21 protein-coding genes are annotated in these 25026 nt (G+C 53.7%); 15 read left to right on the top strand and 6 right to left on the bottom strand.

Annotation, left to right across the window (positions count from 1 at the left end):
* Window positions 1–107 precede the first annotated feature (107 nt).
* Window positions 108–899, bottom strand: a complete 792-nt coding sequence (locus tag FYZ48_RS28855; protein WP_149345893.1) for an outer membrane protein — start codon at window positions 897–899, stop codon at window positions 108–110.
* A gap of 570 nt (window positions 900–1469) precedes the next feature.
* On the opposite strand from FYZ48_RS28855, the gene FYZ48_RS28850 reads away from it, so the two are divergent.
* On the top strand, window positions 1470–2684 hold the full coding sequence (locus FYZ48_RS28850; protein ID WP_149345892.1) for a hypothetical protein: 1215 nt from the start codon (window positions 1470–1472) through the stop codon (window positions 2682–2684).
* 12 nt (window positions 2685–2696) lie between these two features.
* On the opposite strand, the gene FYZ48_RS28845 is transcribed toward FYZ48_RS28850, so the two are convergent.
* Window positions 2697–3272 (bottom strand): HdeD family acid-resistance protein, encoded by a 576-nt coding sequence (locus tag FYZ48_RS28845; RefSeq protein ID WP_149345891.1) that lies wholly within the window; start codon window positions 3270–3272, stop codon window positions 2697–2699.
* 416 nt (window positions 3273–3688) lie between these two features.
* Here FYZ48_RS28845 and FYZ48_RS28840 point away from each other — a divergent pair, with 416 nt between their 5' ends.
* Window positions 3689–4660 (top strand): DUF1559 domain-containing protein, encoded by a 972-nt coding sequence (locus FYZ48_RS28840; protein ID WP_149345890.1) that lies wholly within the window; start codon window positions 3689–3691, stop codon window positions 4658–4660.
* An 87-nt stretch (window positions 4661–4747) separates the two neighbouring features.
* Window positions 4748–5188 (top strand): carboxypeptidase-like regulatory domain-containing protein, encoded by a 441-nt coding sequence (locus FYZ48_RS28835; protein WP_149345889.1) that lies wholly within the window; start codon window positions 4748–4750, stop codon window positions 5186–5188.
* Window positions 5189–5229: 41 nt separating this feature from the next.
* Here FYZ48_RS28835 and FYZ48_RS28830 read toward each other — a convergent pair whose 3' ends face one another.
* Window positions 5230–6393 carry a prolyl oligopeptidase family serine peptidase gene (locus FYZ48_RS28830; RefSeq protein WP_149345888.1) on the bottom strand — a complete coding sequence of 388 codons (1164 nt, stop codon included), beginning with the start codon at window positions 6391–6393 and terminating at the stop codon, window positions 5230–5232.
* 207 nt (window positions 6394–6600) lie between these two features.
* On the opposite strand from FYZ48_RS28830, the gene FYZ48_RS28825 reads away from it, so the two are divergent.
* A complete protein-coding gene (locus FYZ48_RS28825; protein WP_149345887.1) occupies window positions 6601–7509 on the top strand; it encodes an alpha/beta hydrolase in 909 nt (302 codons plus the stop codon).
* 71 nt (window positions 7510–7580) lie between these two features.
* Here the strand turns inward: FYZ48_RS28825 and FYZ48_RS28820 are convergent, their stop codons facing one another.
* Complete coding sequence (locus FYZ48_RS28820) at window positions 7581–9101, bottom strand: hypothetical protein (RefSeq protein WP_149345886.1); 1521 nt, start codon at window positions 9099–9101, stop codon at window positions 7581–7583.
* Window positions 9102–9288: 187 nt separating this feature from the next.
* Between FYZ48_RS28820 and FYZ48_RS28815 the strand changes: the two genes are divergently transcribed.
* The gene (locus FYZ48_RS28815) at window positions 9289–11013 is read left to right on the top strand and encodes an FAD-dependent oxidoreductase (protein ID WP_187782277.1); all 1725 of its coding nucleotides are present in this window, start codon (window positions 9289–9291) and stop codon (window positions 11011–11013) included.
* 9 nt (window positions 11014–11022) lie between these two features.
* Here the strand turns inward: FYZ48_RS28815 and FYZ48_RS28810 are convergent, their stop codons facing one another.
* Together FYZ48_RS28810 and FYZ48_RS28805 are read right to left on the bottom strand one after the other, a co-directional pair.
* The gene (locus FYZ48_RS28810; protein ID WP_149345884.1) at window positions 11023–12153 is read right to left on the bottom strand and encodes an NAD(P)/FAD-dependent oxidoreductase; all 1131 of its coding nucleotides are present in this window, start codon (window positions 12151–12153) and stop codon (window positions 11023–11025) included.
* Window positions 12154–12157: 4 nt separating this feature from the next.
* Window positions 12158–13504 carry an SAM-dependent methyltransferase gene (locus FYZ48_RS28805; protein WP_242022808.1) on the bottom strand — a complete coding sequence of 449 codons (1347 nt, stop codon included), beginning with the start codon at window positions 13502–13504 and terminating at the stop codon, window positions 12158–12160.
* Window positions 13505–14071: 567 nt separating this feature from the next.
* Here FYZ48_RS28805 and FYZ48_RS28800 point away from each other — a divergent pair.
* The 10 genes from FYZ48_RS28800 to FYZ48_RS28755 all read left to right on the top strand — a co-directional run bounded on the left by FYZ48_RS28800 (window position 14072) and on the right by FYZ48_RS28755 (window position 25011).
* The gene (locus FYZ48_RS28800; RefSeq protein WP_149345883.1) at window positions 14072–15412 is read left to right on the top strand and encodes a DUF1501 domain-containing protein; all 1341 of its coding nucleotides are present in this window, start codon (window positions 14072–14074) and stop codon (window positions 15410–15412) included.
* 109 nt (window positions 15413–15521) lie between these two features.
* Window positions 15522–17357 carry a DNA helicase RecQ gene (gene recQ / locus FYZ48_RS28795; RefSeq protein ID WP_149345882.1) on the top strand — a complete coding sequence of 612 codons (1836 nt, stop codon included), beginning with the start codon at window positions 15522–15524 and terminating at the stop codon, window positions 17355–17357.
* A gap of 351 nt (window positions 17358–17708) precedes the next feature.
* On the top strand, window positions 17709–18629 hold the full coding sequence (locus tag FYZ48_RS28790) for a DUF1559 domain-containing protein (protein ID WP_149345881.1): 921 nt from the start codon (window positions 17709–17711) through the stop codon (window positions 18627–18629).
* Complete coding sequence (locus FYZ48_RS28785) at window positions 18619–19077, top strand: hypothetical protein (protein WP_145040395.1); 459 nt, start codon at window positions 18619–18621, stop codon at window positions 19075–19077. Before FYZ48_RS28790 ends, FYZ48_RS28785 begins: the two co-directional genes overlap by 11 nt.
* Window positions 19078–19154: 77 nt before the next feature.
* The gene (locus FYZ48_RS28780) at window positions 19155–19931 is read left to right on the top strand and encodes a DUF3386 family protein (protein ID WP_149345880.1); all 777 of its coding nucleotides are present in this window, start codon (window positions 19155–19157) and stop codon (window positions 19929–19931) included.
* A gap of 43 nt (window positions 19932–19974) precedes the next feature.
* Window positions 19975–21618 (top strand): DUF4198 domain-containing protein, encoded by a 1644-nt coding sequence (locus tag FYZ48_RS28775; RefSeq protein WP_149345879.1) that lies wholly within the window; start codon window positions 19975–19977, stop codon window positions 21616–21618.
* Window positions 21619–21737: 119 nt separating this feature from the next.
* Window positions 21738–22538, top strand: a complete 801-nt coding sequence (locus FYZ48_RS28770) for a tetratricopeptide repeat protein (protein WP_149345878.1) — start codon at window positions 21738–21740, stop codon at window positions 22536–22538.
* Window positions 22539–22550: 12 nt separating this feature from the next.
* On the top strand, window positions 22551–22991 hold the full coding sequence (locus tag FYZ48_RS28765; RefSeq protein ID WP_149345877.1) for an Rrf2 family transcriptional regulator: 441 nt from the start codon (window positions 22551–22553) through the stop codon (window positions 22989–22991).
* The gene (locus FYZ48_RS28760; RefSeq protein WP_242022807.1) at window positions 22975–24327 is read left to right on the top strand and encodes an outer membrane protein assembly factor BamB family protein; all 1353 of its coding nucleotides are present in this window, start codon (window positions 22975–22977) and stop codon (window positions 24325–24327) included. The genes FYZ48_RS28765 and FYZ48_RS28760 overlap by 17 nt, the downstream gene beginning before the upstream one ends.
* A gap of 234 nt (window positions 24328–24561) precedes the next feature.
* Window positions 24562–25011 carry a GNAT family N-acetyltransferase gene (locus FYZ48_RS28755; RefSeq protein ID WP_149345972.1) on the top strand — a complete coding sequence of 150 codons (450 nt, stop codon included), beginning with the start codon at window positions 24562–24564 and terminating at the stop codon, window positions 25009–25011.
* Window positions 25012–25026: the final 15 nt, after the last annotated feature.

Below are 25026 nucleotides of genomic sequence, written 5' to 3'. Positions count from 1 at the left end.
ACCCCAGGGTCGGGATTCAGGCGGATCAATCATTCACTGCTGTCGTTCAAGTATGGTGTTGCTTCATTGTTTCTGTTTGCCTGATGGCAGATTGCTTCAGTAATCGCTTACCGGCGACCAATCAGGTTCCCCAGCGAGTTAAACCGGATGCCCAGCATGACCTGGTGTGAGGTCAGGTCGGCGCTGTAATTGCCAGCCGAAATCGTAGGATCGAAATTCGCATGCAAGTCGACCATGGTTGAACCGTAATCCATGTAGCGATACCCCAGGTCCAGTGTCACTCGCTGACTGACATCCCAGGCCACGCCGCCCCCGATCTGCCAGGCAAAGCGATTGAATCGTGATTGACCGCTCACGTAGGTATCGTCGATGCTCACTTTTCCACCGTTCGCTCCGATACCACCGCCGATGTAAATCGTCTTGTTGTTTTTCAGCGGAAAATCGAGCCAGCAGTTGGTCATCACACTCCAGCGATCGTCGTAGTCAACAATGTAGGTCTGGATTGGACCTTCTGTCTGAAAACTGGTTGTGGACAGCCCTCCCAGATCGCGAAAGGCGCCTTCGACTTCGAAACGCAGTGCCTTGCACTTGCAGCCGATAGGAATGCGGGTCCCCAGGGCCAGACCAAAGTCATAGGCTACGTTATTATCTGACCCGCTGTTCGCCAGGTAGGAGAAGCTGTTAAACCCACCACTCTCCATGTGATTAACCGAAGCATAGTTATTGGCGGAAATATAGAACGAAACACGGTCGGTCCAGCAGTCCTCCACACAGGGGACGCAGTCCAGTAAATCGTCTTCGTTAAAGCACTCGTAAACACCGGCCTGTGCGTCTGCTGCAGAGAAGAAACTCGCAGACAACGTGACTCCCACAGCCAGAAAGGTTTTAAAGCAGTTCATCCTTCCCCCATGTCAAAAAAACAATGTTTGATTTTCAAAGTCTGTGTATCTGAGCCTGTATCCGAGAGTCGGCTTCGCTGGAGAAACCGTTACAGTTCCTTCTGCGTATCGTCCTCGTACCAGCGTCAGAATCCGACTTTCCCGCAGAACGGGGGAGGGAAACAGAATGTCACGTCGGTCGTAAGCATCAGCAGTGATCTATGCATTTGTCCGCAGGCACCAGTCGTGCTCAGCAGTTTCATCCTGACGTTTCTGGTGAACACACCAGCTGTGCTCACTGTACCGCTCGGCTGAAATGCGGGGGAGCAGTGCGGTTGTAACAGTTCTCAGCTCATGTGATGCCCGAAACCGGTCCCTGAGTCCTGCAATCTTTACCTAACACTGATAACAGCACCTGCTTTGGTGTCATCCGACTGAAAATATAGACATTTTAGACAACTTATATGATTTACTTCCGCCATTTTACGTGGTACATTCAAACAGACAGCCGCCGGTGAGCTCAGCTCCTGCAGCGGCTCCTGCCTGCGATTATCCCTGAAAAACGTTAATATCCCTGGAATTTCCCCGATCATGAATGTTTCGTTACGTCTGTCACTGTTTGCAATTCTGTTCGCCGGTCTCAGTTTCACAACGGGCTGCAATCAGTCATCCCCTTCGGAATCCGCAGATTCCAGCGGTGAAACGGAAACCGAAGTCGCCAGCAGCAGAGAGCTCGAGTCCCCCGAAGAACTGCTGAAAAAAGTAGAGCAGGCCATCGAGGTCTCGCAGCAGAAGTATCTCGAGTCGGAAAAGCATTCTCCCTGGGAAATCTTCCACGGCATTCTGGCTTTTCGCAAAGACTATAAGATCAAGAAAGATGGCCAGACCGTCAATGCCCTGGAATGGCTCTCTTCCGGAGTCACTTACGACGGCGAACCCTGGTTCCAGAAAACCGAGTTCGGCGGACGTCCCCATCCTTACACAAAAGAGAACGCCTTCGAAGGTCATAAGAATCAGTCACTGGCGATCATGGCGATGGCAGACATCCCCTTGGATCATCAGGTTCAGACTCCCGATGGCCCCATCACCGTGGCAGACATGGTTGAAAATGCCAAGAAGGAAATCCAGGAAAACGAAGAAATCACCTGGTCTCTCTGGGCCCTGGTCCATTACCTCGGACCGGACGCTGTCTGGTACGATAAAAAAGGGGAAGAGTGGCACATGTCAGACCTGGTCTACATGCAGAACAACACGATCACCAACGACTCCCCCTGTGGCGGTACACACGCTTTATTCGCACTCGCTTATGCCCGTAACACCTATCGGAATGCAGGGCATCGTCTGTCGAGCTACTGGCTGGAAGCGGATCAGAAACTGCAGCGTTACATTGAAGAAGCCAAGGCGATGCAGAACCTCGACGGTTCCTTCTCTTACGATTACTTCTTCCAGAAAAGCGCCTGCGAGAACTTCCAGGAGCGTCTGGAAACGACAGGGCATACGCTCGAATTTCTGATGATGGCGCTGCCCGATGAACGTCTCAATGAAGAATGGGTTCGCAAAGCGGTTTCTCTGCTGGCCAACGATATCATCGATAACAAAGGGGAAAAGGTAAACTATTCCGCCCTGTATCATGCCATCGATGGACTGGTCATTTACCGGAACCGGATGGATCCCAATCGCACCGCACAGCTGGGCAGCAAAAGCTACAAGACACCGGATGAATCCACAGAAGCCAAGGCTAACGTGAAAGTTCTGAAGCCGGTCACTCCCGCCGCCCCGGCACTGCCACCAGTGCCGAAGCAGTAGTTTACACGCCGCTTATTGCTGCGGAGCTTCTGTATCCTGGGTATTCGCTGATGGATCCATCCCAGGCATTCCTGGCAGACTTCCCACGTTGATCAGGAAAAATCCGGTCAGCAGCAGGTCGACACCGAGCAGGGTCCCTACGGCCCAAAGTCCGGAGAGAGGCCACTCAGCCCAGATCAGTCCCCCCAGCAGCAGTGAGATGATTCCGCTGAACAGGACCTGTCCCCAACCGGCAGCGGGTTTGAGACTGAAGGACATCAGAACCTTCCAGGTCCCTTCAAACAGGAAGAACATGGCCATCATCAATGTCAGGAACGACAACCCGAACAGGGGATGACTGATGATACCAAAGCCGCCGAGGATCATCAGAATCCCCAGGATGATGTGCATCATTTTCCCTGAAGTGTCACCGGCCTGTGATGTCTGAAACAGGTAGAGAAACCCACCAAACATCAACAGGGATCCAATCACCAGCACGACTGCAGTCCCGGCCATCGCGGGTGTGATCAGAGAAATCACCCCGAGCACACAGAGAATGATTCCAGTCATTTTGAAGTTTTTGATGACGGGCGGAGTAGTGGTCGACATGGTGAGAACCTCGTCTGGGTTAAGAACAAAGTGCCGGGGACTAACAATTTACAGTACTGTTCAAAGCAGGGCAGAGCCCACGCTGAAACGGGATACGACGGAGTAGCGCTGCCCAATAATCAGGCAAATCCAGCCTGAACAGAGTATTGATTCCACCGTTTCATTCTACTTCGGACAACATTGCAGATTCACTCAAGAAAACTCAAAAGTTCTATTTTAATCTGATTATGCACAAAAAAACGGCCAGCTTGAAACTCCGCTAGCACTGTTTGGCACGCTGCTTGCTTAGAAAGATTTATTATCTTTTTCTAATGACTGAACATTCTCAATTCGGTCACGCTGGTCTCTCATGACTGGCAGAGATCGTACGGCTGTTCTCTCATCTGTCGTCATCATTCTTTCGCAAGGAGTCTTCTGTGTCCTGTCCTAAACCACGACGTAAAGGATTTACGCTGATCGAACTGCTGGTGGTGATTGCCATCATCGCTATCCTGATTGCGCTCCTGTTGCCCGCTGTTCAACAGGCACGTGAAGCAGCACGTCGCTCAACCTGTAAGAACAATCTCAAACAACTGGGACTGGCACTGCATAACTACAACGAAACGTTTGGTGTACTGCCTTACTCTGTTTCTCACTCTGGTTCATGCAGTGGGGGTTCTGCCAGCACAGCCGGTAAAGTCACCCTGAATCACCGCGGCTGGTTACTGCTGCTGCCCTACCTGGAACAGAGCTCCTTGTACAATAAGTTCAACGCCAGTCTGGCTACGGGTTCCTACAACCCCGCCGGTGGTACGATTGTCGCTCCCGGTGCTTCTGGAAATGCCAATGACGAAGTCGTCTCGACCATCGTTAAGGCCTTCCATTGTCCCTCCGACGCGACCCCCGAAGTCTACGGCACGACTTCCAGCACTCACTACTCAATTTCTCCCGGAAACTCATCCCTGCTGGGTGTCTTCACCAACTATGATTTCAGCACCAACAGTGAATACACCACCTGTACCAACTGGGGTTCACTGGGAGTCTCCTCACGCCCCATGTTTGGCTTTAATGGCTGTGCGAAATTCCGTGATGTCACCGACGGCATGAGTAACACCGTCGCAGTCGTCGAGACCACACGTCTGGTTGCCAACGGTGAAGGAACCGCCTGGGGCTTCGCGAAATGGGTTGGCAATGGTACCAACTTCGCGGGAGCCAACATCAACACCTGGTACTCCACCGGCCCCATTGGAAATCTCGCATCCTGGGGTTACTCGGGAAGTCTCCACACGGGCGGATGTCATGTTCTGCTCGGCGATGGCGCCGTTCGCTTCATCAGCGAAAACATTGACGCCACCACCCGTGTCTATCTCTCGTACATCGCCGATGGAAAAGTACTCGGCGAATTCTAATCTCTGACTGACAGTTTCACTCTTCAATCGGCGGCATCTTCGCCGCCGGTTGATCTTTCTCCAGAAATTTCATTCGAAACGAATCCCATGGCTGTAAGATTTTTTTGTATCCTGTCGTTAGTGTGCCTGACTGCCTGCGGCAGCTCAGAGACCAAGCGTGATGATTTAAAAACCTTTCCCACCTGGGGAACCGTAACGATTAAAGGCAAGGCGGTGCCGGGTGTCTCTGTGGTTTTCTTTCCCGATGGACAGACCAACGGGCAGGGGGGACGAGGCACCACCGATGAGTCAGGCCAGTTCATGCTCCGCTACCAGGACGGTCGCGATGGCGTACCTCCCGGAAACTACCGCGTCCTGTTTGAACATTTCGTGATGCCCGATGGTTCCAAGGTTCCCGAAAGCGAATTCCCTGCAGACGTCGGTGCCATCAATCAGCTGCCCCACAAATTCAGCGATTTCGGCACCTCGCCTTTCAAGGCAACCGTCCCGGAAGGGGGCACGTCAGATCTGGAATTCGATCTGAAATAACGCTCGATCGTCTCGGTTGACTTTCGCCAGATGCATTCAGATTACTTCTGCTGATCCAGTTGATCCTGCAGCAGCCAGTATTCGAAGAAGCGATAGATCTGCTCATTGGATTCCGGGTTCGGTGAATGTTTTTCACGATTGGTCATCGCGACCCGGTTCTTATATCCCAGGAAATCATTCACGGCGATCGTGTGATTCAGTGCCCGCCACTGACTGGGGGGATCTTCCGAACCACCGGATACCAGGAAGGGACGCGGTGCCATCAACGCATGCAGTTCATGCAGATCGTAGCCTTCTTTGACGAGTCGTTTATACAGACCGGTTCGTGGATTCTCTTTCGTCGGCAGTCCCCGTTTGCGGAAATCGGGCCCTTCATAACCCAGGTACCAGGGTTCCCAGTAATTCACGCTGGGACGCTTTTCATTGAAGACAATCCCGCCGTCCGACCAGGCAGCACAGGCGAATTTATCGTACAGACAGGAAGCGAACATCGACCACTTGCCGCCATACGAGTGCCCCATGATGCCGATCCGTTCGGGATCGACTTCACTGCGGTTCGCCAGCACATGAAAGGCATTCGCTGCTCCGTAGGCCAAAGCAGACAGCGGCTGGATCTCCGCTTTCTCGCGATTGGGATAGTAGAGTGAATAGTCATGGCCGACAGAAAATGTCACGAAACCCCGTTTGGCCAGGGCCCGGGCAAAGTCCCGATTTTCACCTTTCAGGCCGACACCGGTCTCCGGTTCATAATAGACCACCAGCACAGCCGGACGACTGTGATCCGGCTTCGCACCATCGGGAATCAACAGGTAACCGGTATTCGGATGCCCGGGAGCAATGTCGAACTGGACCGTGTACTGCGTATAACCTTCCTTCTGCTCCTGCTTGAGAGTTTTCACATCGGGATGTTCATTCACGGGCGGCCATTCACCCATCATTGTGTGCCAGGTCTTGAGAATTTCCTGACGACGCTTCTGCCAGTCCGCTTTGGTTTTCACCGGACTGCCATCGTAGAATTTCAGCGGTGATTTCAAATCCCCCAGGTCACCTTCAAATTCTGAACCGGGTTCGAAAAAAGGAGCAATCTGCTGCCAGAGTTCTTGGGCGCGTGCGGGAGAAACCTCTGGCGCCTCATCGTCGGCCTGCAGCAGAGACGCACTTAACAGACTCCACAACACCAATCCACTTAGAAACCATTGTTTCATCAAAACACTCTCCCTTTGCAACGGTTGTTTTCTCCAGAGCAGCTCATTCTTCACACTCCAGCATCATAGCCCGTCCGGCGATTGAAAGGAACTCCTCGCATTAGATTCTTGATTCCCATCTCAAAACTGCGCAAGATGATCAGAAAGGAATTCGTTTTCTTTTAAATACCTCCTGGAATTTTCACCCGATATCAAGGATCTCGTCCTATGCAACGCCTGTTACTCTCGCTCGCTGCGGCTTTGACACTGATGGCATCAACGGCCCTGGCAGCAGACCAGCCGAAACCGACCTATGCTGATGTTTCCTACGGCCCCTATAAAATGGACAAACTCGACTTCTGGGAAGCCAAGGGGGAAGGGCCCCGACCGCTGCTGGTTTATATCCACGGAGGTGGCTGGATCGGTGGCGACAAAGCCCGTCTGCCCGGCAACATCAAAACCTTCCTCGATAAAGGCATTTCCTACGCGGCAGTAAATTACCGTCTGACCGGAGAAGCCCCGCTGCCCGCTCCCGTCCACGATGCAGCGCGTGCAATTCAGTTCCTGCGACACAAAGCCAAAGAGTGGAACATCAACAAGAATAAAATTGCTCTGACCGGGGGTAGTGCCGGCGCCTGCACATCCATGTGGCTGCTCTGCCATGACGACATGGCCGATCCCAAAGCGAAAGACCCGGTCCTGCGTGAATCAACGCGTGTCACCGCAGCAGCTGTCGGCGGGGGCCAGACTTCCATCGATCCCAAGGTCATCGAACCCTGGCTCGGTCCGAATGTGCTCAAGCATGCCATGATTTACAAATCAGTGGGTGGTAAAAGCATGCAGGAAGTCATGGACAACTACGAAAAGCACGCAGCCCTCTACAAGGAATTCTCCCCCTACAACCACGTGACCGCCGACGATCCACCACTGCTGATGACGTACGGCAACAACATGAAGCTCCCTTCAGAAAATGCCGGCCACGGAATCCATCACCCGGTCTACGGTGTCAAAATGAAAGAGAAAGCCGATAAGGCGGGCATGGAATGTCATCTCCTGATTCCCGGTGTTTCGCAATCAGAGAAATACAAAAACACGAATGACTTCCTGATCGATAAACTCACAGGCGATGATTCGTAAGCAGCTCGCGACTGTTTGACCGAAATCAAAACACAGAGTCAGTCCCTGAGCAGACATGGCTCTGTGTTTTTTTATTGCTCAAACTGGTCTGCAGTTAGTCGTGGATCGGACAGATCCAGGCGATACATGATCTGATTGTAATCGTAACGCGGCGTTTTAACTTTATTCCCCGAGAAGAGCGTTGTATAAGTCCCCTCAAAATAAATCAGCCGTCCGTTTTCCCGGGCAAACAGGGGATGCTGCTTCGGATTGTAAAAGCTGTATCTGTCGTGTGTCACGATCTTGCGGCCCCACTTCCAAGGCCCCAAAGGACTGTCAGCTTCCGAATACCAGATCTCACCCAGCATCGAAGTCCCGTTCTTTTGCGATGCAATCATCGTCCACTTGCCGCGATAGGCGTTCCAGGCTACCGAACTGTTATGCAACTGCACATGTTGCTTTGTCTTCAGATCACGAAACTGGAAAAACGCCTCCTCCGGTTGCAGCCGCCGCTCATCAATCAGCCTCTGCTCCAGATCATAACTCAACGGGGGAACTCCTTTCCGCCAGGTATATTTCAAATGTCCCCGGGCATCGCGATCGACGGTCCAGAGATCGTTCTTAGCCCCGGGCTGGAGATAAGAATAGGTTTCATATTCACTGAGTCGTCCCAAGGCATCCACAGTTGCAGGTACACGGATCAGGGGGACCTCCAGTCCGAACAGCAGATAATCACGACCCTCCATTTCATACCGCACCGGATGACCGACCGGGTAGAGCGGTGCGTCAAAATCGAACGTCTTCCGCTTTTCAAACCGGTTCGTTTCTGAATTGAACTCGACCAGCCCTCGTTCGTAGACCGTCAGCGGTGCCTTCACCTTCACATATTTCGCAAACAGACGCTCCCGACCTGACTCATCCTGCAAGGTCACCAGCGCATCGATCCAGGTCGGACCCGGTCCCGGCATCGGGCAGGTCTGGCTGGCAAAACCACTCTCATCGACGAAATACTCCAGGTTGATTCCCCGCTCGATCGGCAGGCCTCCCCGCTCGGGCAGTTCCGAGATGGCCCCGGGAACCTGAAAATTCCCCAGAGGATAACTGGTGCGGTTCGTATCTCCCCAGAACCAGTAGACCTGACCCTGGAATAACGCGTTCTGCACACTGTCCGATCCCAGCACCTGCGCATTGAGTACCGGATGTTTCAAAGGCACCGGTACTCCCGTCAGCAGGCTGTCCCGATAGATTCCGCCCCCCGTAATGCGATAAAGCCGTTCCGCCACATTGATGCGTTTCAGTTCCAGAACTGCATTCCCGCCCGACGTCACTTTCAGCTTCTTACCCCGGTACCCAAAACCATCCGCGGGATATTCATAACCATGACTGCGAATGAAAAAATAGACTTCCTGATTCACCAGCCCTGGTTCATTCACCGCTGCGATCCCATTGCTGTCAGTCACATACTGAATCTCATTGACGGTCTTCAACTCGACCAGCGGAACGCCCCGTTTCGTAGCAGCGTCAATCACACGAATCTGGAAACAGTCACCCGCCAATGATAATCGTGGAGTACAACACCAGGCGATGAGCAGCAGGCACACGATGTTCCGCATCAAAGTCTCTCCCATTTTTCTTGTCACGATTATTCATTCACCAGATAACTTCACTTTCGTTCGGTCTCGCTTCCGATATACTAAACAAGATAAAGTAAATCAGCTCGCATTATCTGTGAGACCGGTGATTCGCTTATCTTAATCAATCATCCCCGACAATCTCACCCGTTTTCTGAAATCTATTCTCATGCATCGACGACGTTTCCTGCAACAGTGTGGCTTTTACGGTTCCGGTATCTTCAGCCTTGGCTTTCTGCAGGCGATGCAGTCCCGTAGTGCCGCTGCCGCAATGCCACGCGAATTGAAAGCAGATGTTGTCGTGATCGGCGCTGGTCTGGGAGGCTGTGCTGCCGCCCTCGCAGCTTGCCGCAATGGTGCCTCGGTGATTCTGACAGAACCGACCGACTGGATCGGCGGGCAGATTTCCCAGCAGGCGGTCCCCCCGGATGAGCATAAGTGGATTGAATCCTTTGGACGCACACAGAGCTACGCCCAGCTCCGGACTCTGATCCGCGACTATTACAAACAGCACTATCCGCTGACGAAAAAAGCCAGTCAGCTCGAGAACCTGAATCCGGGCAACGGTTCGGTCTCCCGAATCTGCCATGAACCCCGGGTCGGCGTCGCAGCCCTGCAGTCCATGCTGGCACCACTGATCAGCAGCGGTCAGCTCACACTGCTCGTCAACACTCAACCGGTGTCAGCAGCCTGCACAGGTGACCGCATTGAAAGCGTTGAATGTCAGATCGCAGGCAGTGGTCGTCCCGTCACACTCAACGGTACTTACTTTGTCGATGCCAGCGAAGAAGGGGACCTGCTCCCGCTATCGAAAACCGAATACGTACTGGGTGCAGAATCGCAGGCCCAGACCGGCGAACCGCATGCCCCGGAAACAGCCAATCCGCAGAACATCCAGGCCCTCACACACTGCTTCGCCATGGATCATCGGGAAGGGGAAGATCATACCATCGATCGCCCTGCAATGTATGATTTCTGGAAAGACCATGTGCCTCCCCTCAAACCCGCCTGGTCCGGCAAGATTCTTTCACTCGATTACTCTCACCCGCGTACCATGAAGCCCAAAGCCCTCTCGTTTGTCCCCTCTGGAAAAGAGAGCCCTGCGCCCCGCACGAAATCACTCAATCTCTGGCTCTACCGCCGAATGATTGATCGCAGCAACTTCACTCCCGGTTCGTATGCCAGTGACATCACCGTCGTCAACTGGCCACAGAACGACTATATGCTGGGGAACATTACCGACGTTAGCCCGGCAGAGCGGGAGAAACAGCTCCACGCCGCCAAACAGCTCAGCCTGTCACTTCTCTACTGGCTGCAGACCGCGGCTCCCCGTCCGGACGGCGGAGAAGGCTGGCCAGGCCTGCGTCTACGAAAAGACATCGTGGGAACAGAAGACGGTCTGGCAAAGTATCCCTACATTCGCGAGTCCCGCCGCATCAAAGCGGAGCTGACCATCAAGGAACAGGACCTGACCTACGACGAACGTCTCAAAGTGCAGGGCAAAGATCAAAAGCCGCTGCTGGCCAAACCTTTCTCTGACTCGGTTGGCATCGGCTATTACCATCTGGACCTGCATCCCAGTACGGGAGGCGACAACTACATCGACATGGGAAGCGTGCCATTCCAGGTCCCGCTGGGCGCGCTGATTCCGGAACGTGTCGAAAACCTGATCCCGGGTTGCAAAAACATTGGAACGACACATATCTCGAACGGCTGCTATCGTCTGCATCCCGTGGAATGGTCGATTGGCGAAGCAGCAGGCGCCCTGTGTGCCTACGCGCTGACCAGTCACTCGACACCACGCCAGATCAGAAACACGCCACAGCAACTGGCAGACTTCCAGCAAAAGCTGACCGGGCAGGGTATCGAACTTGAATGGTCCCAACTGAGTTAAATCGCTGTCTCAGCTGCGAACCAGCGGGGGAAGATGCTGCTGCAGGAACCAGCGATTCAGCAGCACCTTGCGGGTAAACCACTGGGTTCCCATCAATTGTCGGCCCAGGAACTGACGGAAGACATCGGGCAGCATGCTGTGCGCGGGCTCATCCGGCCAGGGACCGAATCGTTCCAGCAGTCGGTCCTGATAGACCTGTAGCTGTCCTTTCTCAAAATTCGGCTGACAGTTCTGCAGTACATCTGCTGCCATCAACCCCGATTCAATGGCCGGACGAATTCCCTCGCCACTCTGTGGAGACGCCAGGCCGGCAGCATCGCCGATCAGCAGCAGAGCATCGTCGATGATTGTGCGCTTCTGCAGACCATACAGGCGATAGGCGTGCCCTTTGAATTTCCCGAGGATGTCCCTGGGAACGCGTTGTTCCCGATCCAGGTACTCCGTGAACTCATCCCGGGCTGTGGAGAGTTGCTTCTCTCCTTCGCGGCCGATGCCTACATTCAGATAACCATCCTTCAGAAAACACCAGGCATAGCCTTTGAAATCGCGACAGAAATAAAGCTCCGGCGTATCGGGCTGAACGCGGCACCGCTGCTGTTGTTCGGGAGTGAGTTGAACTTCGGTCTCCTGGGCCAGGACCACGGAATGGTCGCCCGCATGTTTGTCGTTAGTTTCGCGCGCCACCGGACAGAAATGACCTCCGGCACCGACCACCATTTTTGCAGAAAGATTTCCGTTCACCAGCCAGCCGTCCGCTGTCCGTTCGAGCGACTGAAAGGACTCTCCCAGTCGGGTCCGGGCTCCACAGCGCTGCAGCAGGTAGTGATCGAATTCGCAACGACGAATCCCGTAGCTGACCGTTTCGGGATATTCAGTGTGCAGCGTGCTTCCGCCAATCAGACCAGTACGAAAGCGACTAATGGGCTGCAGGACATGCCCCTGTGAATAATCATCCAGATCGAGTTCCAGCAGTTCTGCCACGGCCGGGGTAATCCAGCCGGCACAGACTTTGTCTCGGGGAAATGTGGCTTTATCGAGAATCAGTACATCCAGTCCCGACTCGCGAAGCCCCCAGGCACAGGATGAACCGCCCGGACCTCCGCCCACAATCAGTACATCACAGCTGTCTGTCTCTGACACTGGTCTATCCTTCTACTGAACCAGACTCCCGATCCTGATACAGACCGGCCCGGGTCCAGGGTATTTCGTTATTGGCTCCATTCGTAAAGACCACCTGAAACAGCTGCAGCGAACCGGCGCGGAACGCAGCAACCGAAGCCGATAGATAGAGTCGCCAGGTACGAATAAAAGTTTCATCGAACATATCGCGGACCTGATCGATGTTCTGCTCATAGCGTTCCAGCCAGTGCTCCAGCGTTCGGGCATAATGCAGTCGGATGTTTTCAACATCGAGTACGGAAAACTTCTGTGGCTCAAAGATCCGCATGAATTCACTCAGACTGGGAACGTGGGCACCGGGGAAGATGCGTTTGGTCGTCCAACTGTCGAGTACCCGGGGCGAATTACAGCCGATCGAATGAATCAGACCCCGTCCGTGGGGACGCTGACAGCGGGCAATCACGCGTCCCAGTTCCTCATAGTTCTTCAAGCCGACATGCTCCAGCATCCCAACCGAAACGAATGAATCATAAGAACCAGTTATATTCCGCCAGTCGTCTTCGACGAACTCAACCTGCTTTTCAAGCCCTTCGCGTCTGGCACGTTCGCGGGCATACGCAAGTTGCTCGCGGGAGATATTAAAGGCGCGCACATTCACTCCATAATGTTTCGCCATGTGAATCGCCAGTGCGCCCCAGCCACAGCCGGCTTCCACAACCGAGTCCCCTGGCTTTAAACCGACTTTGCGACAGACATGATCCATTTTGGCGATCTGGGCCGCTTCCAGTGTATCGTCGGGGTCTGGAAAATAGGCACAGGTATAGGCCAGCTGTTCGTCGAGCCAGAGCTGATAGAAGTCATTGCCGATATCGTAGTGATGGTGAATGTTGTGCCGGGCGGCATCGATGGTGCTCCGTTTCAACCAGCCCAGGCAGCGACGAAACCGGTCCCGGTAGAATCCCTGCGTATCGATCTTATGAGTGCCTTGATCAATCGCCTCATTAAATTCGACGAGTCCCCCCTCGACCTCGATGGTTCCCTGTGAATAACCATCCCCGAAATACAGACTCGGATCGAATACCAGCTTGTATAATGTACTACGATTGCGAATATGCGCGCGAACCGAAACGGGCGTCGTCGCCGTAGTGATCACACTGCCGTCCCACAAGACCACTTCGACTTCCGGATTCCCGGCTTTTTCGAGCATGGTCCGCATCAGCCAGCGGTCCAGTTTTGAAGAGTCACCACTGGTAGGGGGAGGGGGTTGAAACAACGGAGTCTGTTGAGAAGCCAGTTCTACTGGACTTTCAGAATCACTCGACTCACTTGAGGAAGCTTGCTTGGTCTTGTACTCAGAGTTGATTGGATTCACCTTTGATCTCCCGAACTAAAGCGATCAGAATCTCATTCAGTAAGCAAACGCTGGCTTTTCCCTCGATTTCAAACGTATTTAAAATTAAGTACTTCCCCTTATTTTCTCACTCAGATTTTAAAATTCAAATCTTTTTTGGCTTTATGAACACTATTCTGAGAATTTCCAGAAATTGAATTGACCTGTTTTTAATGAGAGCCTGTGATCAATCCTGACGATCACAATCCACATCAGTCCCGGAATAAGCTGTCAGAGCAGGGGATTCTGCAGGAAAATATTGCGGAAATCACGATCACGAAAAAACTGGTCCCCCCGGGGCACGAATTCCTTTTGAAAGTATTAAAATCTCTCCTGTTTGTCAGGCTTTTGTCAGTTTACCAGGTCTGGAATGTCAGCTGTTTTTTCCTGATCTGAAAGCCGAGTTTTGAAGTTTGGGCTTGGAATTCCGCCCCGCGAAGTGCTACAATTTCATATATCAATGTTTTTTGATCATTGATATCACTCCTGCCAGGCGCAATGCCCGATAACCTCACTAAACTCCTGCCCTTCCTTGAGAAAGGATTTTTCATGCTGTCTATCTGGGGACCGGAAAAGAAGCTCTGTGATCGTATTTCCCGTCGGGAAATCCTGAAAATCGGTGCGCTGGGACTGGGTGGCATCAGTCTGCCTCAACTTCTCCAGGCAGAATCTACAGCAGGCAGCAGTAAACGACATAAAGCCGTCATCATGATCTATATGTGCGGCGCACCTTCGCATCAGGATATGTACGACCTGAAGATGGACGCTCCCGCAGAAATCCGTGGCGAATTCCGTCCCATCGACACCCGCGTTCCCGGCTTCCAGATCTGCGAACATCTGCCACGTTTAGGTAATATCGCCGAGAAGATCATCCCCCTGCGTTCGGTCTACGGTTCTCCCAATGGCGCTCACGATTCATTCATCTGTTACACCGGTCGTACGACTCGGAACCAGCCCGCGGGCGGATGGCCGTCCATCGGTTCGGTCGTCTCCAAAATTCAGGGATCCGCTGATCCTGCGGTGCCTCCCTTCGTAGGACTCGCCCCCGATACGGGGCATCCCCCATATGGTTCTCCGGGGCTTCCCGGGTTCCTCGGCGTGAGTCATTCCGCTTTCCGGCCTTCAGGTCCTTCGCGGAAGAACATGGTCCTGAATGGCATTGATGAAGCGCGCCTCAACGATCGCAAGCAGTTGCTGGCCACCTTCGATCAATTCAAACGCGATGCCGATTCCAGCGGCTCGATGCAGGGTATGGATGACATGAACCAGCAGGTGTTCAACATCCTGACTTCCAATCGACTGGTCAACGCCCTCGATCTTTCCCAGGAAGATCCTGCCGTCCGGGAACGCTACGGTAAAGGAGATCCTAAAAACTACGGCGATGGCGCACCGCGTAACCTGGAACACTTCCTGATGGCCCGCCGCCTGGTGGAAGCTGGTGCCCGGATTGTAACCTTGAACTTCGGTCGCTGGGATTTCCACAGCAACAACTTCGGCGGCTTGAAAGACACTCACCTGCCACAATTCGACCAGGGTCTGGCCACACTGATCGAAGACCTGCAAGAGCGGGGCATGGCCGACGACGTCGCCGTGGTCGCCTGGGGCGAGTTCGGACGAACCCCCAAGATCAACAAAGATGGCGGCCGCGATCACTGGCCGGCCGTCGGAGCAGGTCTGCTTGCTGGCGGTGGTTTCAAAACCGGTCAGGTCATTGGCGCCACCGACCGTCTGGGGGCTCAGGTAGCAGACCGTCCGATTCACTTCGGTGAAGTCTTTGCCACGCTCTACCGTCACCTGGGCATCGATTTCCACAGCACCACCATCCCCGACCTCGCCGGACGTCCGCAATACCTGGTCGACGACTACGAGCCACTGCACGAAGTGCTCTAGAAGAATTGACGTTCCAGAGACGTTACATCCTTTAGCTTTTAAGCTTCAGCCGTTACGATAGGGGTCTGCCTGCACAGGCAATTTCGCTCTACTAATAACGGAAACAATCATGGCTGAAACAGGGATGGACGACGCGTTACTGGATGTCTTACACGAATACTGGGGATATTCCGAATTTCGCCCCCTGCAGCAGTCCGCGATGACCTCGGTGCTGGAAGGCCGCGATTCACTGGTCGTCCTGCCAACGGGGGGTGGGAAATCTCTCTGCTACCAGGCTCCTGCGCTCTGTATGGAAGGGACCGCGGTTGTTGTCAGCCCGCTGATTTCCCTGATGAAAGACCAGGTCGATGCGCTCCGCGTCTGTGGCATCTCCGCCGCCTGTCTCAATAGTTCCCTCGACCAGGAAGAAGCCCGGCAGGTCTTTCGAGATCTGCGGGCAGGCAAGATCAAGCTGCTGTATGTCGCGCCCGAACGGCTCATGCTCGAGAGTATGCTCAGCATGCTCGCCGAAATCAAGCTGGCTTATATCGTCATCGATGAAGCACACTGCGTGAGTATGTGGGGGCACGACTTTCGTCCCCATTACCGGGAACTCCAGGAACTGAAACGCATCTTTCCGCAGTGCGGCATCCACGCTTACACCGCCACCGCCACGGAACTGGTTCGCAACGATATTGCCAGTCAGCTCGGCCTGCAGGATCCGGAACTGCTCATCGGTTCGTTCGATCGCCCCAACCTGAGTTACACCGTCGCTCGCCGGAGCAATCGCTTCTCGCAGGTCTGCGAGGTCATCGACCGTCACCCGGATGAACCCGGTGTGATTTACTGCATCTCCCGGGCCGATGTGGAATCGCTGAGTGAGTCTCTCAATGACGCCGGCTACGAAACTCGACCCTACCATGCAGGATTGCCCGATGTCGAACGTGCAGCCAACCAGGAAGCCTTCATACAAGATCAGATCGATGTGATCGTCGCCACTATCGCCTTCGGTATGGGCATCGACAAGCCCAACGTCCGCTATGTAATTCATGCAGGCCTGCCCAAGTCACTGGAAAATTATCAACAGGAAAGCGGTCGGGCAGGGCGAGACGGACTCGAAGCCGAGTGCGTGCTGCTCTATTCCGAGCAGGACGCGATGATCTGGCAACGGATCCTCGAAGATCAGCCTGACGAATCCAAAACGAGCGCCTTTGAATCATTGCAGGCGATGCAGAACTACTGTCACGCGTTCGACTGTCGGCACCGCTACCTGATGCGGCACTTCGGTCAGGACCTGGAAGAGGACTGCGAAACCGCCTGCGATCTCTGCCGGGGGGAATTCAAGCAGGTCGACGACGCCCAGGTGATCGGACAGAAAATCCTCTCCTCGGTCTATCGTCAGGATCAGAATTTTGGAGCCTCGTATACCGCAGCAGTCTTGAAGGGTTCCAAAGATAAGAAAGTGCTCAATAACGGACACGACCAGTTGAGTACCTACGGTCTGTTGAAAGGGGAAAGCCTGACGACAATCCGTAGCTGGCTCAACCAGCTGGTGACCCAGGGATTCCTGACCAAGACCGCTGAATACCAGCAGCTGCGTATTACAAAGACCGGCTGGCAACTCCTCAAAGGGGAAGCGACACCACAGCTCATGCAGACGACACAGGACAGCCAGGCTGAAAAGTCACAACGTTCCCGCGATAAGTTCGACAACCTGAACTGGAAGGGGGTCGATAAAGGGCTGTTTGAAGTGCTCCGCGAACTGCGGAAGCAGATCGCCGCCGAAAAAGGGATTCAACCCTATATGGTCTTCGGCGACGCTACGCTGCGAGAACTGGCCCGCCATAAACCGACAACCACGGCACAATTCCTTGAAGTCTGGGGCGTGGGTCAGAAAAAATGCGATGATTTCGGGGCTCCGTTCCTGGAATCGATCGCCGAACATGAGAATGAATCTCAAGACTAATACTCGACCATCCTCTCCTATTTTGCTCTCGGCGTCTCTTTTTCGCCCGCTTTCTGTCTATCACCACAACATGACACACCCCTTAAGTAACTACATAATAGTAACTTAATACACTCCCTCTTGATTTTATTAATTTTCACAAAATTCGCTGTCTAAATTCTTGCAGTGCAGGGGAGGCGATTATACCATTCCCTTATTGAGATTGAGTTTCAATTTCATTCAGCCAGCCAGCGAACATGACGCTTCTGCATGAGTAGCCAGCCAGCCAGAACAGTCGGGCGTTGAGCTGATCCGCCGGATCGGTTCAATCTTCATCACTCTGGTTCAGTTCTGCTTTTTCAAGGAGACGTCATGCTAACCCGCCGTCGCACCCCTCGTGGTTTCACTCTCATCGAATTGCTGGTCGTGATCGCTATTATCGCGATCCTGATCGCACTATTACTCCCCGCCGTCCAGCAGGCCCGTGAAGCCGCCCGCCGGACCCAATGTAAAAACAACCTCAAACAGATCGGCCTGGCCGTTCACAACTATGCCGACGTCTACAACGCTCTACCCAACGCCAACTGTGGCATCAGCGATACGAGTGGAGGCAGCCTGTTTGTTTCCATCCTCCCGTTCATCGACCAGGCAAATGCCTACAGCCTGTTTGATTTCAATCAGTCCAACTCATCCACTCACAACGTCAATGTGACCTCACAACAGTTGCCATTCTATCTGTGCCCGAGTTCTCCCATGAGACGCGCCGTACCCAGCTGCTCAAGTGACAGTGGTCGTGCCCCCGGACACTATGCGGTCTGTGGAGGGACAGAAGACTACAATATCTACTGGACCACAGGTTCCCCGGACCCGATGCCCGTTCAGAATGGTGCCATTGTTTATACGGAAAGCACTGTTGGAAAAGTTCGTTTCAGAGACATCACCGATGGCACCAGCACAACTTTGATGGTTGGTGAAACCGCCTATAACCTGCCGGATTATAAATTCAGCTCTGGTAGCTGTTCTGGTGAATCACGCTACTCCTTCACCTACTGGTCCAACCCCTACCCGGGGTCGGCAGTCTGTTTTACTGCATCTGATTTTAACCCTCATGATATCGCCGACGACTCCATCTTTGACAGCGAATGGAGAAAATCATTCCGCAGTGACCATGTCGGCGGCGTACAGTTCGTCTTTGTCGATGGCTCGGTACACTTTATCTCCGAAAACATTGATGCCGACCTGCTGGATGCCCTGGCAACCCGAAACGGCGGGGAGGTGATCGGTGAATTCTAAACAGGTATCACTCACCTTGTGTTTCTGCCTGGTTCTGTCTGCTTTGACAGGCTGTGGATCTTCTGACGAATACCCCCGTGCTGCGGTGCGGGGGATCGTGACCCTGGATGGCGATCCACTCTCCAAAGGTGTCATCCGCTTTATTCCGGATGGTGAAAACGAAGGTCCCCAGGCTTCAGCCCCAATTCGCGAGGGGATTTTCAATGTCCCAGTCGATTTCGGTCCCGTGATAGGCACCAACCGCATTGAAATCATCTCCACAGATGACGGCGGCTTTCCCGAGGATGACGAGGAAGCATTTGAACGTATGCAGGCCGCGGGCATCAAAAAAATTGAGAAGATTACAGTCCCCTCTCAATACAACAAACAGAGCAAACTCACCAAGTCCATCAGTGCAGAGCAAGACAACGATTTTACCTTTGCCCTGACATCGACTGCTAAGAAATAAACCTGTTTGAAGTTTGACTTCAATCCCCACTTTCCGCCAACGCGAACCTACTTACTTCATAACGATGGAGACATCCGATGCCGTTTCGCCAAAAAATCACGCGAGAACTCAAACAATGGGGCCTGGCTGGCCTGATCGTTTTGCTGGCTCTCTCTGCCACCATGGAATGGACGCCTGCCCGGGAACAGGAATCGACCGATTCCCAGCAGGAAAAAGCAGCCGCGACCAAGATGTACCAGAAGGTCAGGGAAGCCCGGGCGACCTGGCGTGACTTTCCCGGTTTTACGGCAGATGTCACCGTCTGCTACAATGGGAAGTGCACCACCGGGAAACTCGTCGCAGACAATCAGTTCAAAATCAAGCTGACGCTGCAGGACGAATCACTTTCTGAGTGGAGCCTGCCCAAGCTGCAATCCGTGATTGGACATCGGAAATACCATCAGCAGAAACCAATCCCCGCCACGTTCGCTGATCAGGAAGTCGATCATCCACTCGGTCGCCTGGTCAACATTGACGGCAAGAACGTTTCGTTTCGCCTGCAGGGGGATGTCATGACAGAAGTCCATCGCCGTTCTGATAAATCGTGGTTTACGATTTCCACGCTGGACGTTCTGCGGACCAAAGAGAACGAAACGCTCCCGCAGGTCACTTCCGTGACTTACCGCAATCCCCAGACAGGCGAAATTCTGTCCAACCGCAGCAATACGTTTGCCTTCACCCGGGTCGGCAAGTTCGACCTGCCCACAACCATGCTGACCGTAGAATGTGGCGAAAAATTCGATCGCAACGTCGGTTCCATCAAGCTTACGAACCACCGCCTGCTGACCGACTCTGCACTCTCACAAACTAACTGAGATGATTTCTAATCAGCTACTCGCCTTTTGAAAGTAAATTCAAATGAAAAGACTCAAATTTTCCGCCGCCATGCTCTGCCTGCTGGCAGTCGTCGCGACAAATCAGGCATACGCCCATTTCCTCTGGCTGCTTCCCCAGGCCGAAGGCAAGAATAACGCTGCCAAAGTACAGCTCTACTTTGGTGAGGTCGCCGAACCCGATGATCCCGATCTGCTGAAACGACTCACCAGCATCAAAGTCTGGGAGAAACAGCAGAAAGGCAAACTGCAGACCTACTCCCTGACAGCAGGCGATGACTCGCTGTTCATCACTCCCGAACCCAAAGGAGCCGGTAAAGCCGCTTATGGGCTGAATCACACCTATGGCGTGATCACGCGCGGCGAGAGCAACTTCCTGCTCAAGTACTACGCCAAAACATTCCCGCAGAAAAGTCAGCAGGTCTGGAATAAAATCACCTGTGCTGAGCAGCTCCCCCTGGAAATTATCCCGACACTCAAGGGGGAAGAAGTCACCCTGCAGGTCAACCTGAACGGCAAACCGCTGGCTGGCGCAGAGGTCAAAGTCATCGGTCCTGAAACCACCAGCGAAACGGTCACCGCCAGCACAAACGACCAGGGTCAGTACCAGTTCAAACTCAGCAAAGGTCTGTATTCGATCCGCGCTAAACACGTGGAAGAAAAAGCAGGCGAACATAAAGGGGACAAGTACGACAGCATCCGTCACTACTCCACACTGACGCTCCCTTACGTGCCCGTAGCCGAAAAAACGGAAACGACTGCTGTCGACAGCAAATATCCTCAGCTGCCCGATGCCATTTCCAGCTTCGGTGCCGCCGTCAGTGGAGACTACCTCTACGTCTATTCCGGCCACACCGGACGCGCCCATCAGCACAGTGCCGACAACCTTTCGCAGAACTTTCAGCGGCTCAACCTCAAGCAGCCCAGGAACTGGGAAACGCTGCCGCTCAAAACTCCCTTACAGGGCCTGGCCATGGCACCTCACGGAGAAAGCGTCTATCGGGTCGGTGGTCTGTCGGTCACAAACAAAAAGGGAGAAGAATCCCTGATGGAATCGCTGCCCAGTGTGGAACGCTTTGAACCCGGCAAAAACAGCTGGGAACCAGTCACCGCAATGCCCAACGGACGCTCCTCACATGACGCTGTCTTCCTGGGAGACCAGCTCTACGTTGTGGGTGGCTGGCAGATGCGAAAAGGGGATGAATCGATCTGGCAGGATAACATGCTGGTCTTCGATGCTGCTGCAGACAAACCCGCATGGAAATCCATTAAGCAACCCTTCCAGCGTCGGGCTCTCTCCGCTGCTGCCCACGAAGGGAAAATCTACGCTATGGGAGGCATCGATGCTGACGGCGATATCAGCCACGAAGTCGATGTCTACGACACCCAGACCGGCAAATGGTCCAAAGGACCGGAACTGCCCGGCAGTACCATGAACGGCTTTGGTACCACCGCCTGGAGCCTGGGTGGCCAGCTCTACTTCAGTGGTATGGATGGCGGTGTTTTCCAGTTGGATCAGAAGAACAACCAATGGAAACAGGTGGGCTCCCTGGCCACACCTCGTTTCTTCCATCGTCTGCTCCCTGACGGGAACGGCGGTCTGCTCGCGATCGGAGGCGCTTCACGCAAAGGGCACCTCAAAACGATCGAGCAGATTCAGTTGAATTAAAGTCAAGTTTTCCGCTTGTAGAGACAAGAGTTCTGTTCTGGATACGCCCCATTCCGGGAACTCTTGTCTCTCCTCTTTTTCAGGTGAAACCTGATGATTTCCTTTCAGAGAGGATGACTATGGAAACACAGCAAACACTTCAGGTGGCCATCGATCTGTTTCGGCAGGGACTGCATTACCAGGCTCTGGACCAGATCACTCAGTTGCACGCCGTTGATCCCGATGCCGGAAAAGCCTGGGAACTCAAAGGACTGATTGAAGACTCGCTCAGCTGGCACAACACCTCGATCCATTCACTCGAAACGGCAACCACACTCATGCCGCTCTCCGCTTCCGGGCAATACGTTCTGGCTAAGAACTACCTGGAAACCGGCAAAACGGCTCTGGCACAGTCGGTCTTCACCATCCTCTTACAACGCGATGACATTCCGGATCGGCTGCTCCCCGCACTCTCGTCCTACCTGGGTCGGCACTCCGAGATGAAACATCTGGCGCTGCAGGCCTGCCGCAAAGCAGTCCGCCGCGATCCGGATCAGGCCGATTCCTGGCTGGGGATGGCCCACTTTATGAATCAACTCGGTTATCCGCAGCGACAGGTTGCCAGCGTTCTCCGCAAGGCAGTCAGTCTGGATCCGGAAAACCGACATTACAGACTCGCACTGAGCAATCTCCTCGAACACATGGGACAGTTCGACGAGGCCTACCGCGTTGTCAAACAGATCAGTCGCTCAGAATTACAGCAGATCCGCTGTAGCAGCTGCCTGGAAAGGCTCATGGCCATTTTTCAAGATGCGAACGATCAGATTCGTTACGACATCTGCCGGAACAAACTGCTGCAACTGCAATCCCCCACACAATCAGAGAGAGGCCCGTTCGTCCGAAATCGCCTGCCGAAGCCTCCTCGACAGATACGCCATTGAGTCCTGATCACCATGAATATGATTTCTCAAACCGAAGAGTATGCTCTCAGAGCAATGACCTGTCTGGCGTTTCGTTATCCGGACTATATGACCCGCGATCAGCTGTTTGAAGTCACCCAGGTCCCGCACGCCTACCTGCCCAAAATCATGCTGGAACTCAACCGGACCGGGCTCATCCGCTCGCAGCGTGGCCATAACGGCGGATACACGCTGCTCCGTGATCCCGGTGAAACCAGCCTGCTTGATATTATCAATGCCGTGAATACAACCTCTCTCAGAGAGACGCTTTCCCAGACAGATTCTGTCTCGACCGAGATCAGCCAGTTACACCAGCATCTGCTGAATTCCTTTTCCATGCTGGAAACCACCTTGAATCAGACATCACTGGCAGATCTGGTAACGCCCCCGGCCCCCCCACACCTGAAGGAACCCAGCTGTGCCCAGGAATCATAAATTAGCTCAAACTTTGCTGGCAGTCTGCGTGCTGACAACCATCACGACTGCGAATGCCTCAGACACCTGGACCGGTTTTCGCGGCACAGGCTCGAATATTTCCTCAGCCCGCGATCTGCCACTGAAATGGTCTGCCGACCAGGGAATTCGCTGGAAGCAGGCAGTCCCCGGCTATGGTCAGTCTTCGCCTGTGATCTGGAAAAATCAGGTCTTCGTTACATCTATCGAAGGTCCACAACAGGAAACCTGCCTGCTGCACTCGTATGATCTCACCTCGGGAAAATTGAACTGGACGAAAGAGTTCAAAGCCAGCCAGACCAGGAAATCAACTTCTATGGTCTCCCGTGCCGCACCGACTCCTGCAGTTGACGGGCAGGGGATCTATGCGTTCTATGAAAGTGGTGATGTCTTCGCCTGCAAGCATGATGGCTCACCACTCTGGCATCGTTCGCTCGTGAAAGATTACGGTGCATTCGTCAGTAACCATGGCATCGGAAACTCAGTGGCCCAGACAGCAGATCAACTATTCGTGCTGACTGCCCACGATGGTCCCTCCTATCTGTTATCTCTCAACAAGAAAACCGGCGAAACCAACTGGAAGACCGATCGAGAGGAAGGAGTCGCCTGGACTTCCCCCGTCGTTGCCGATCGTGCTGGTACAGCGGAAATCATTGTCAGTGCCCGCGGTACTGTGAATGGCTACCAGGGATTGACCGGAGAGCTACTCTGGACCATGTCCGGCATCAGCGGCAATACGATCCCCTCTGCGTCAGTCTTTGAAGATTACGTGCTCATTGGTGCGTCCACCAGTCGCCGAAATCCAGGGAGCGCGAATGCCAGCGATTCCAACTGCTGCCTCCGACTTGTGACCAAGGAGGGGAAACCGGGTTACAAAGTGCTCTGGAAAGCAGAAAAAGCAGTCTCCTATTACTGCACACCGCTGGCGTATGAGGGTTGCGCTTACTTCGTCAACAAGGTCGGCGTGGTCTTCTGTCTCGACCTCAAAACCGGAAAGCAGAACTACGCCCAAAGGCTCTCCGGGCCCTGCTGGAGTTCGCCCCTGGCGGCCGATGACCAGATCTATTTCTTCACCAAAAAAGGCATCACTGACGTCATCGCCCCGGGACCGCAGTTTAAACTCATCGCGTCCAATGAACTCCTGGCGGACTCTGCAGACACAGAGAAATCCAAAACCGCTCCGGGACAGCAGGACAAACCCAAATCCGGATATGCGGAAGCAGGTCCCCTCGCTGTTTATGGAACCGCAGCCGTCGACCAGGCCCTGCTGATTCGCACCGGCACCGAACTGTTCTGTATTGGTTCATCTGAAAAATAAAACCGTGGTCTGCTTCGCAGAGCCGCGTCTTACACCTGTAAACATCTCCTCCTCGACAGACTGTCGGGGAGGAGATGTTATTTTTTTGTGCTGGCTTCATCCGTATTTCACACTTGAAAATGCTGAACCAAACCCGGAAAACTGACAGGCGTGTTGTGGACACAGCTGCCGGAAGTGACTACTTTACGCATAGTGACTCTCACCCCTATCGCGTTCAAACTTGTGGCCTGCATTATGAATTCGATCACCGTCAGACAAGCCGTTCTTTCAGATCTTGATGATCTCGTCCCCCTGTTTAACAGCTACCGCCAGTTCTATCGGCAGCAAAGTGATCTGCAGGCGGCACGCGACTTTCTTTCAGCCCGCTTCAACCATGGTGAATCGGTTCTGTTCATTGCGTATCAGGGAGAAACGCCCGTCGGTTTTACCCAGTTATATCCTGGATTTTCCTCGATCTCGCTTGCTCGGACATTCATCTTAAATGATCTGTTTGTAGCCCCAGAAGGTCGACGGCAGGGGGTGGGAACAGCATTACTCTCCGCCGCCATCGCGTATGCTCGGGAACTCCAGGCGGTTCGACTGACCCTTTCCACAGAGATGACGAACGAAACCGCACAAGCCCTGTATCAGACCGAGGGCTGGAAGCGGGACGAACAGTACTTCGTCTACCACTATTCCCTCTGACTCCTGCACGAAGTT

Origin of the sequence: Gimesia chilikensis, assembly GCF_008329715.1 — a bacterium.
Classification (GTDB): domain Bacteria; phylum Planctomycetota; class Planctomycetia; order Planctomycetales; family Planctomycetaceae; genus Gimesia; species Gimesia chilikensis.
Note: the sequence above shows the minus strand (reverse complement) of the source record. Positions and strands in the feature narration are given on the sequence as shown.

Excerpts from the sequence above, each read along its gene's own strand:
- FYZ48_RS28855 (WP_149345893.1), bottom strand. The coding sequence starts at position 899 with ATGAACTGCTTTAAAACCTTTCTGGCTGTGGGAGTCACGTTGTCTGCG.
- FYZ48_RS28850 (WP_149345892.1), top strand. The coding sequence starts at position 1,470 with ATGAATGTTTCGTTACGTCTGTCACTGTTTGCAATTCTGTTCGCCGGT.
- FYZ48_RS28845 (WP_149345891.1), bottom strand. The coding sequence starts at position 3,272 with ATGTCGACCACTACTCCGCCCGTCATCAAAAACTTCAAAATGACTGGA.
- FYZ48_RS28835 (WP_149345889.1), top strand. The coding sequence starts at position 4,748 with ATGGCTGTAAGATTTTTTTGTATCCTGTCGTTAGTGTGCCTGACTGCC.
- FYZ48_RS28830 (WP_149345888.1), bottom strand. The coding sequence starts at position 6,393 with ATGAAACAATGGTTTCTAAGTGGATTGGTGTTGTGGAGTCTGTTAAGT.
- FYZ48_RS28825 (WP_149345887.1), top strand. The coding sequence starts at position 6,601 with ATGCAACGCCTGTTACTCTCGCTCGCTGCGGCTTTGACACTGATGGCA.
- FYZ48_RS28820 (WP_149345886.1), bottom strand. The coding sequence starts at position 9,101 with ATGCGGAACATCGTGTGCCTGCTGCTCATCGCCTGGTGTTGTACTCCA.
- FYZ48_RS28815 (WP_187782277.1), top strand. The coding sequence starts at position 9,289 with ATGCATCGACGACGTTTCCTGCAACAGTGTGGCTTTTACGGTTCCGGT.
- FYZ48_RS28800 (WP_149345883.1), top strand. The coding sequence starts at position 14,072 with ATGCTGTCTATCTGGGGACCGGAAAAGAAGCTCTGTGATCGTATTTCC.
- recQ (WP_149345882.1), top strand. The coding sequence starts at position 15,522 with ATGGCTGAAACAGGGATGGACGACGCGTTACTGGATGTCTTACACGAA.
- FYZ48_RS28790 (WP_149345881.1), top strand. The coding sequence starts at position 17,709 with ATGCTAACCCGCCGTCGCACCCCTCGTGGTTTCACTCTCATCGAATTG.
- FYZ48_RS28780 (WP_149345880.1), top strand. The coding sequence starts at position 19,155 with ATGCCGTTTCGCCAAAAAATCACGCGAGAACTCAAACAATGGGGCCTG.
- FYZ48_RS28775 (WP_149345879.1), top strand. The coding sequence starts at position 19,975 with ATGAAAAGACTCAAATTTTCCGCCGCCATGCTCTGCCTGCTGGCAGTC.
- FYZ48_RS28770 (WP_149345878.1), top strand. The coding sequence starts at position 21,738 with ATGGAAACACAGCAAACACTTCAGGTGGCCATCGATCTGTTTCGGCAG.
- FYZ48_RS28765 (WP_149345877.1), top strand. The coding sequence starts at position 22,551 with ATGAATATGATTTCTCAAACCGAAGAGTATGCTCTCAGAGCAATGACC.
- FYZ48_RS28755 (WP_149345972.1), top strand. The coding sequence starts at position 24,562 with ATGAATTCGATCACCGTCAGACAAGCCGTTCTTTCAGATCTTGATGAT.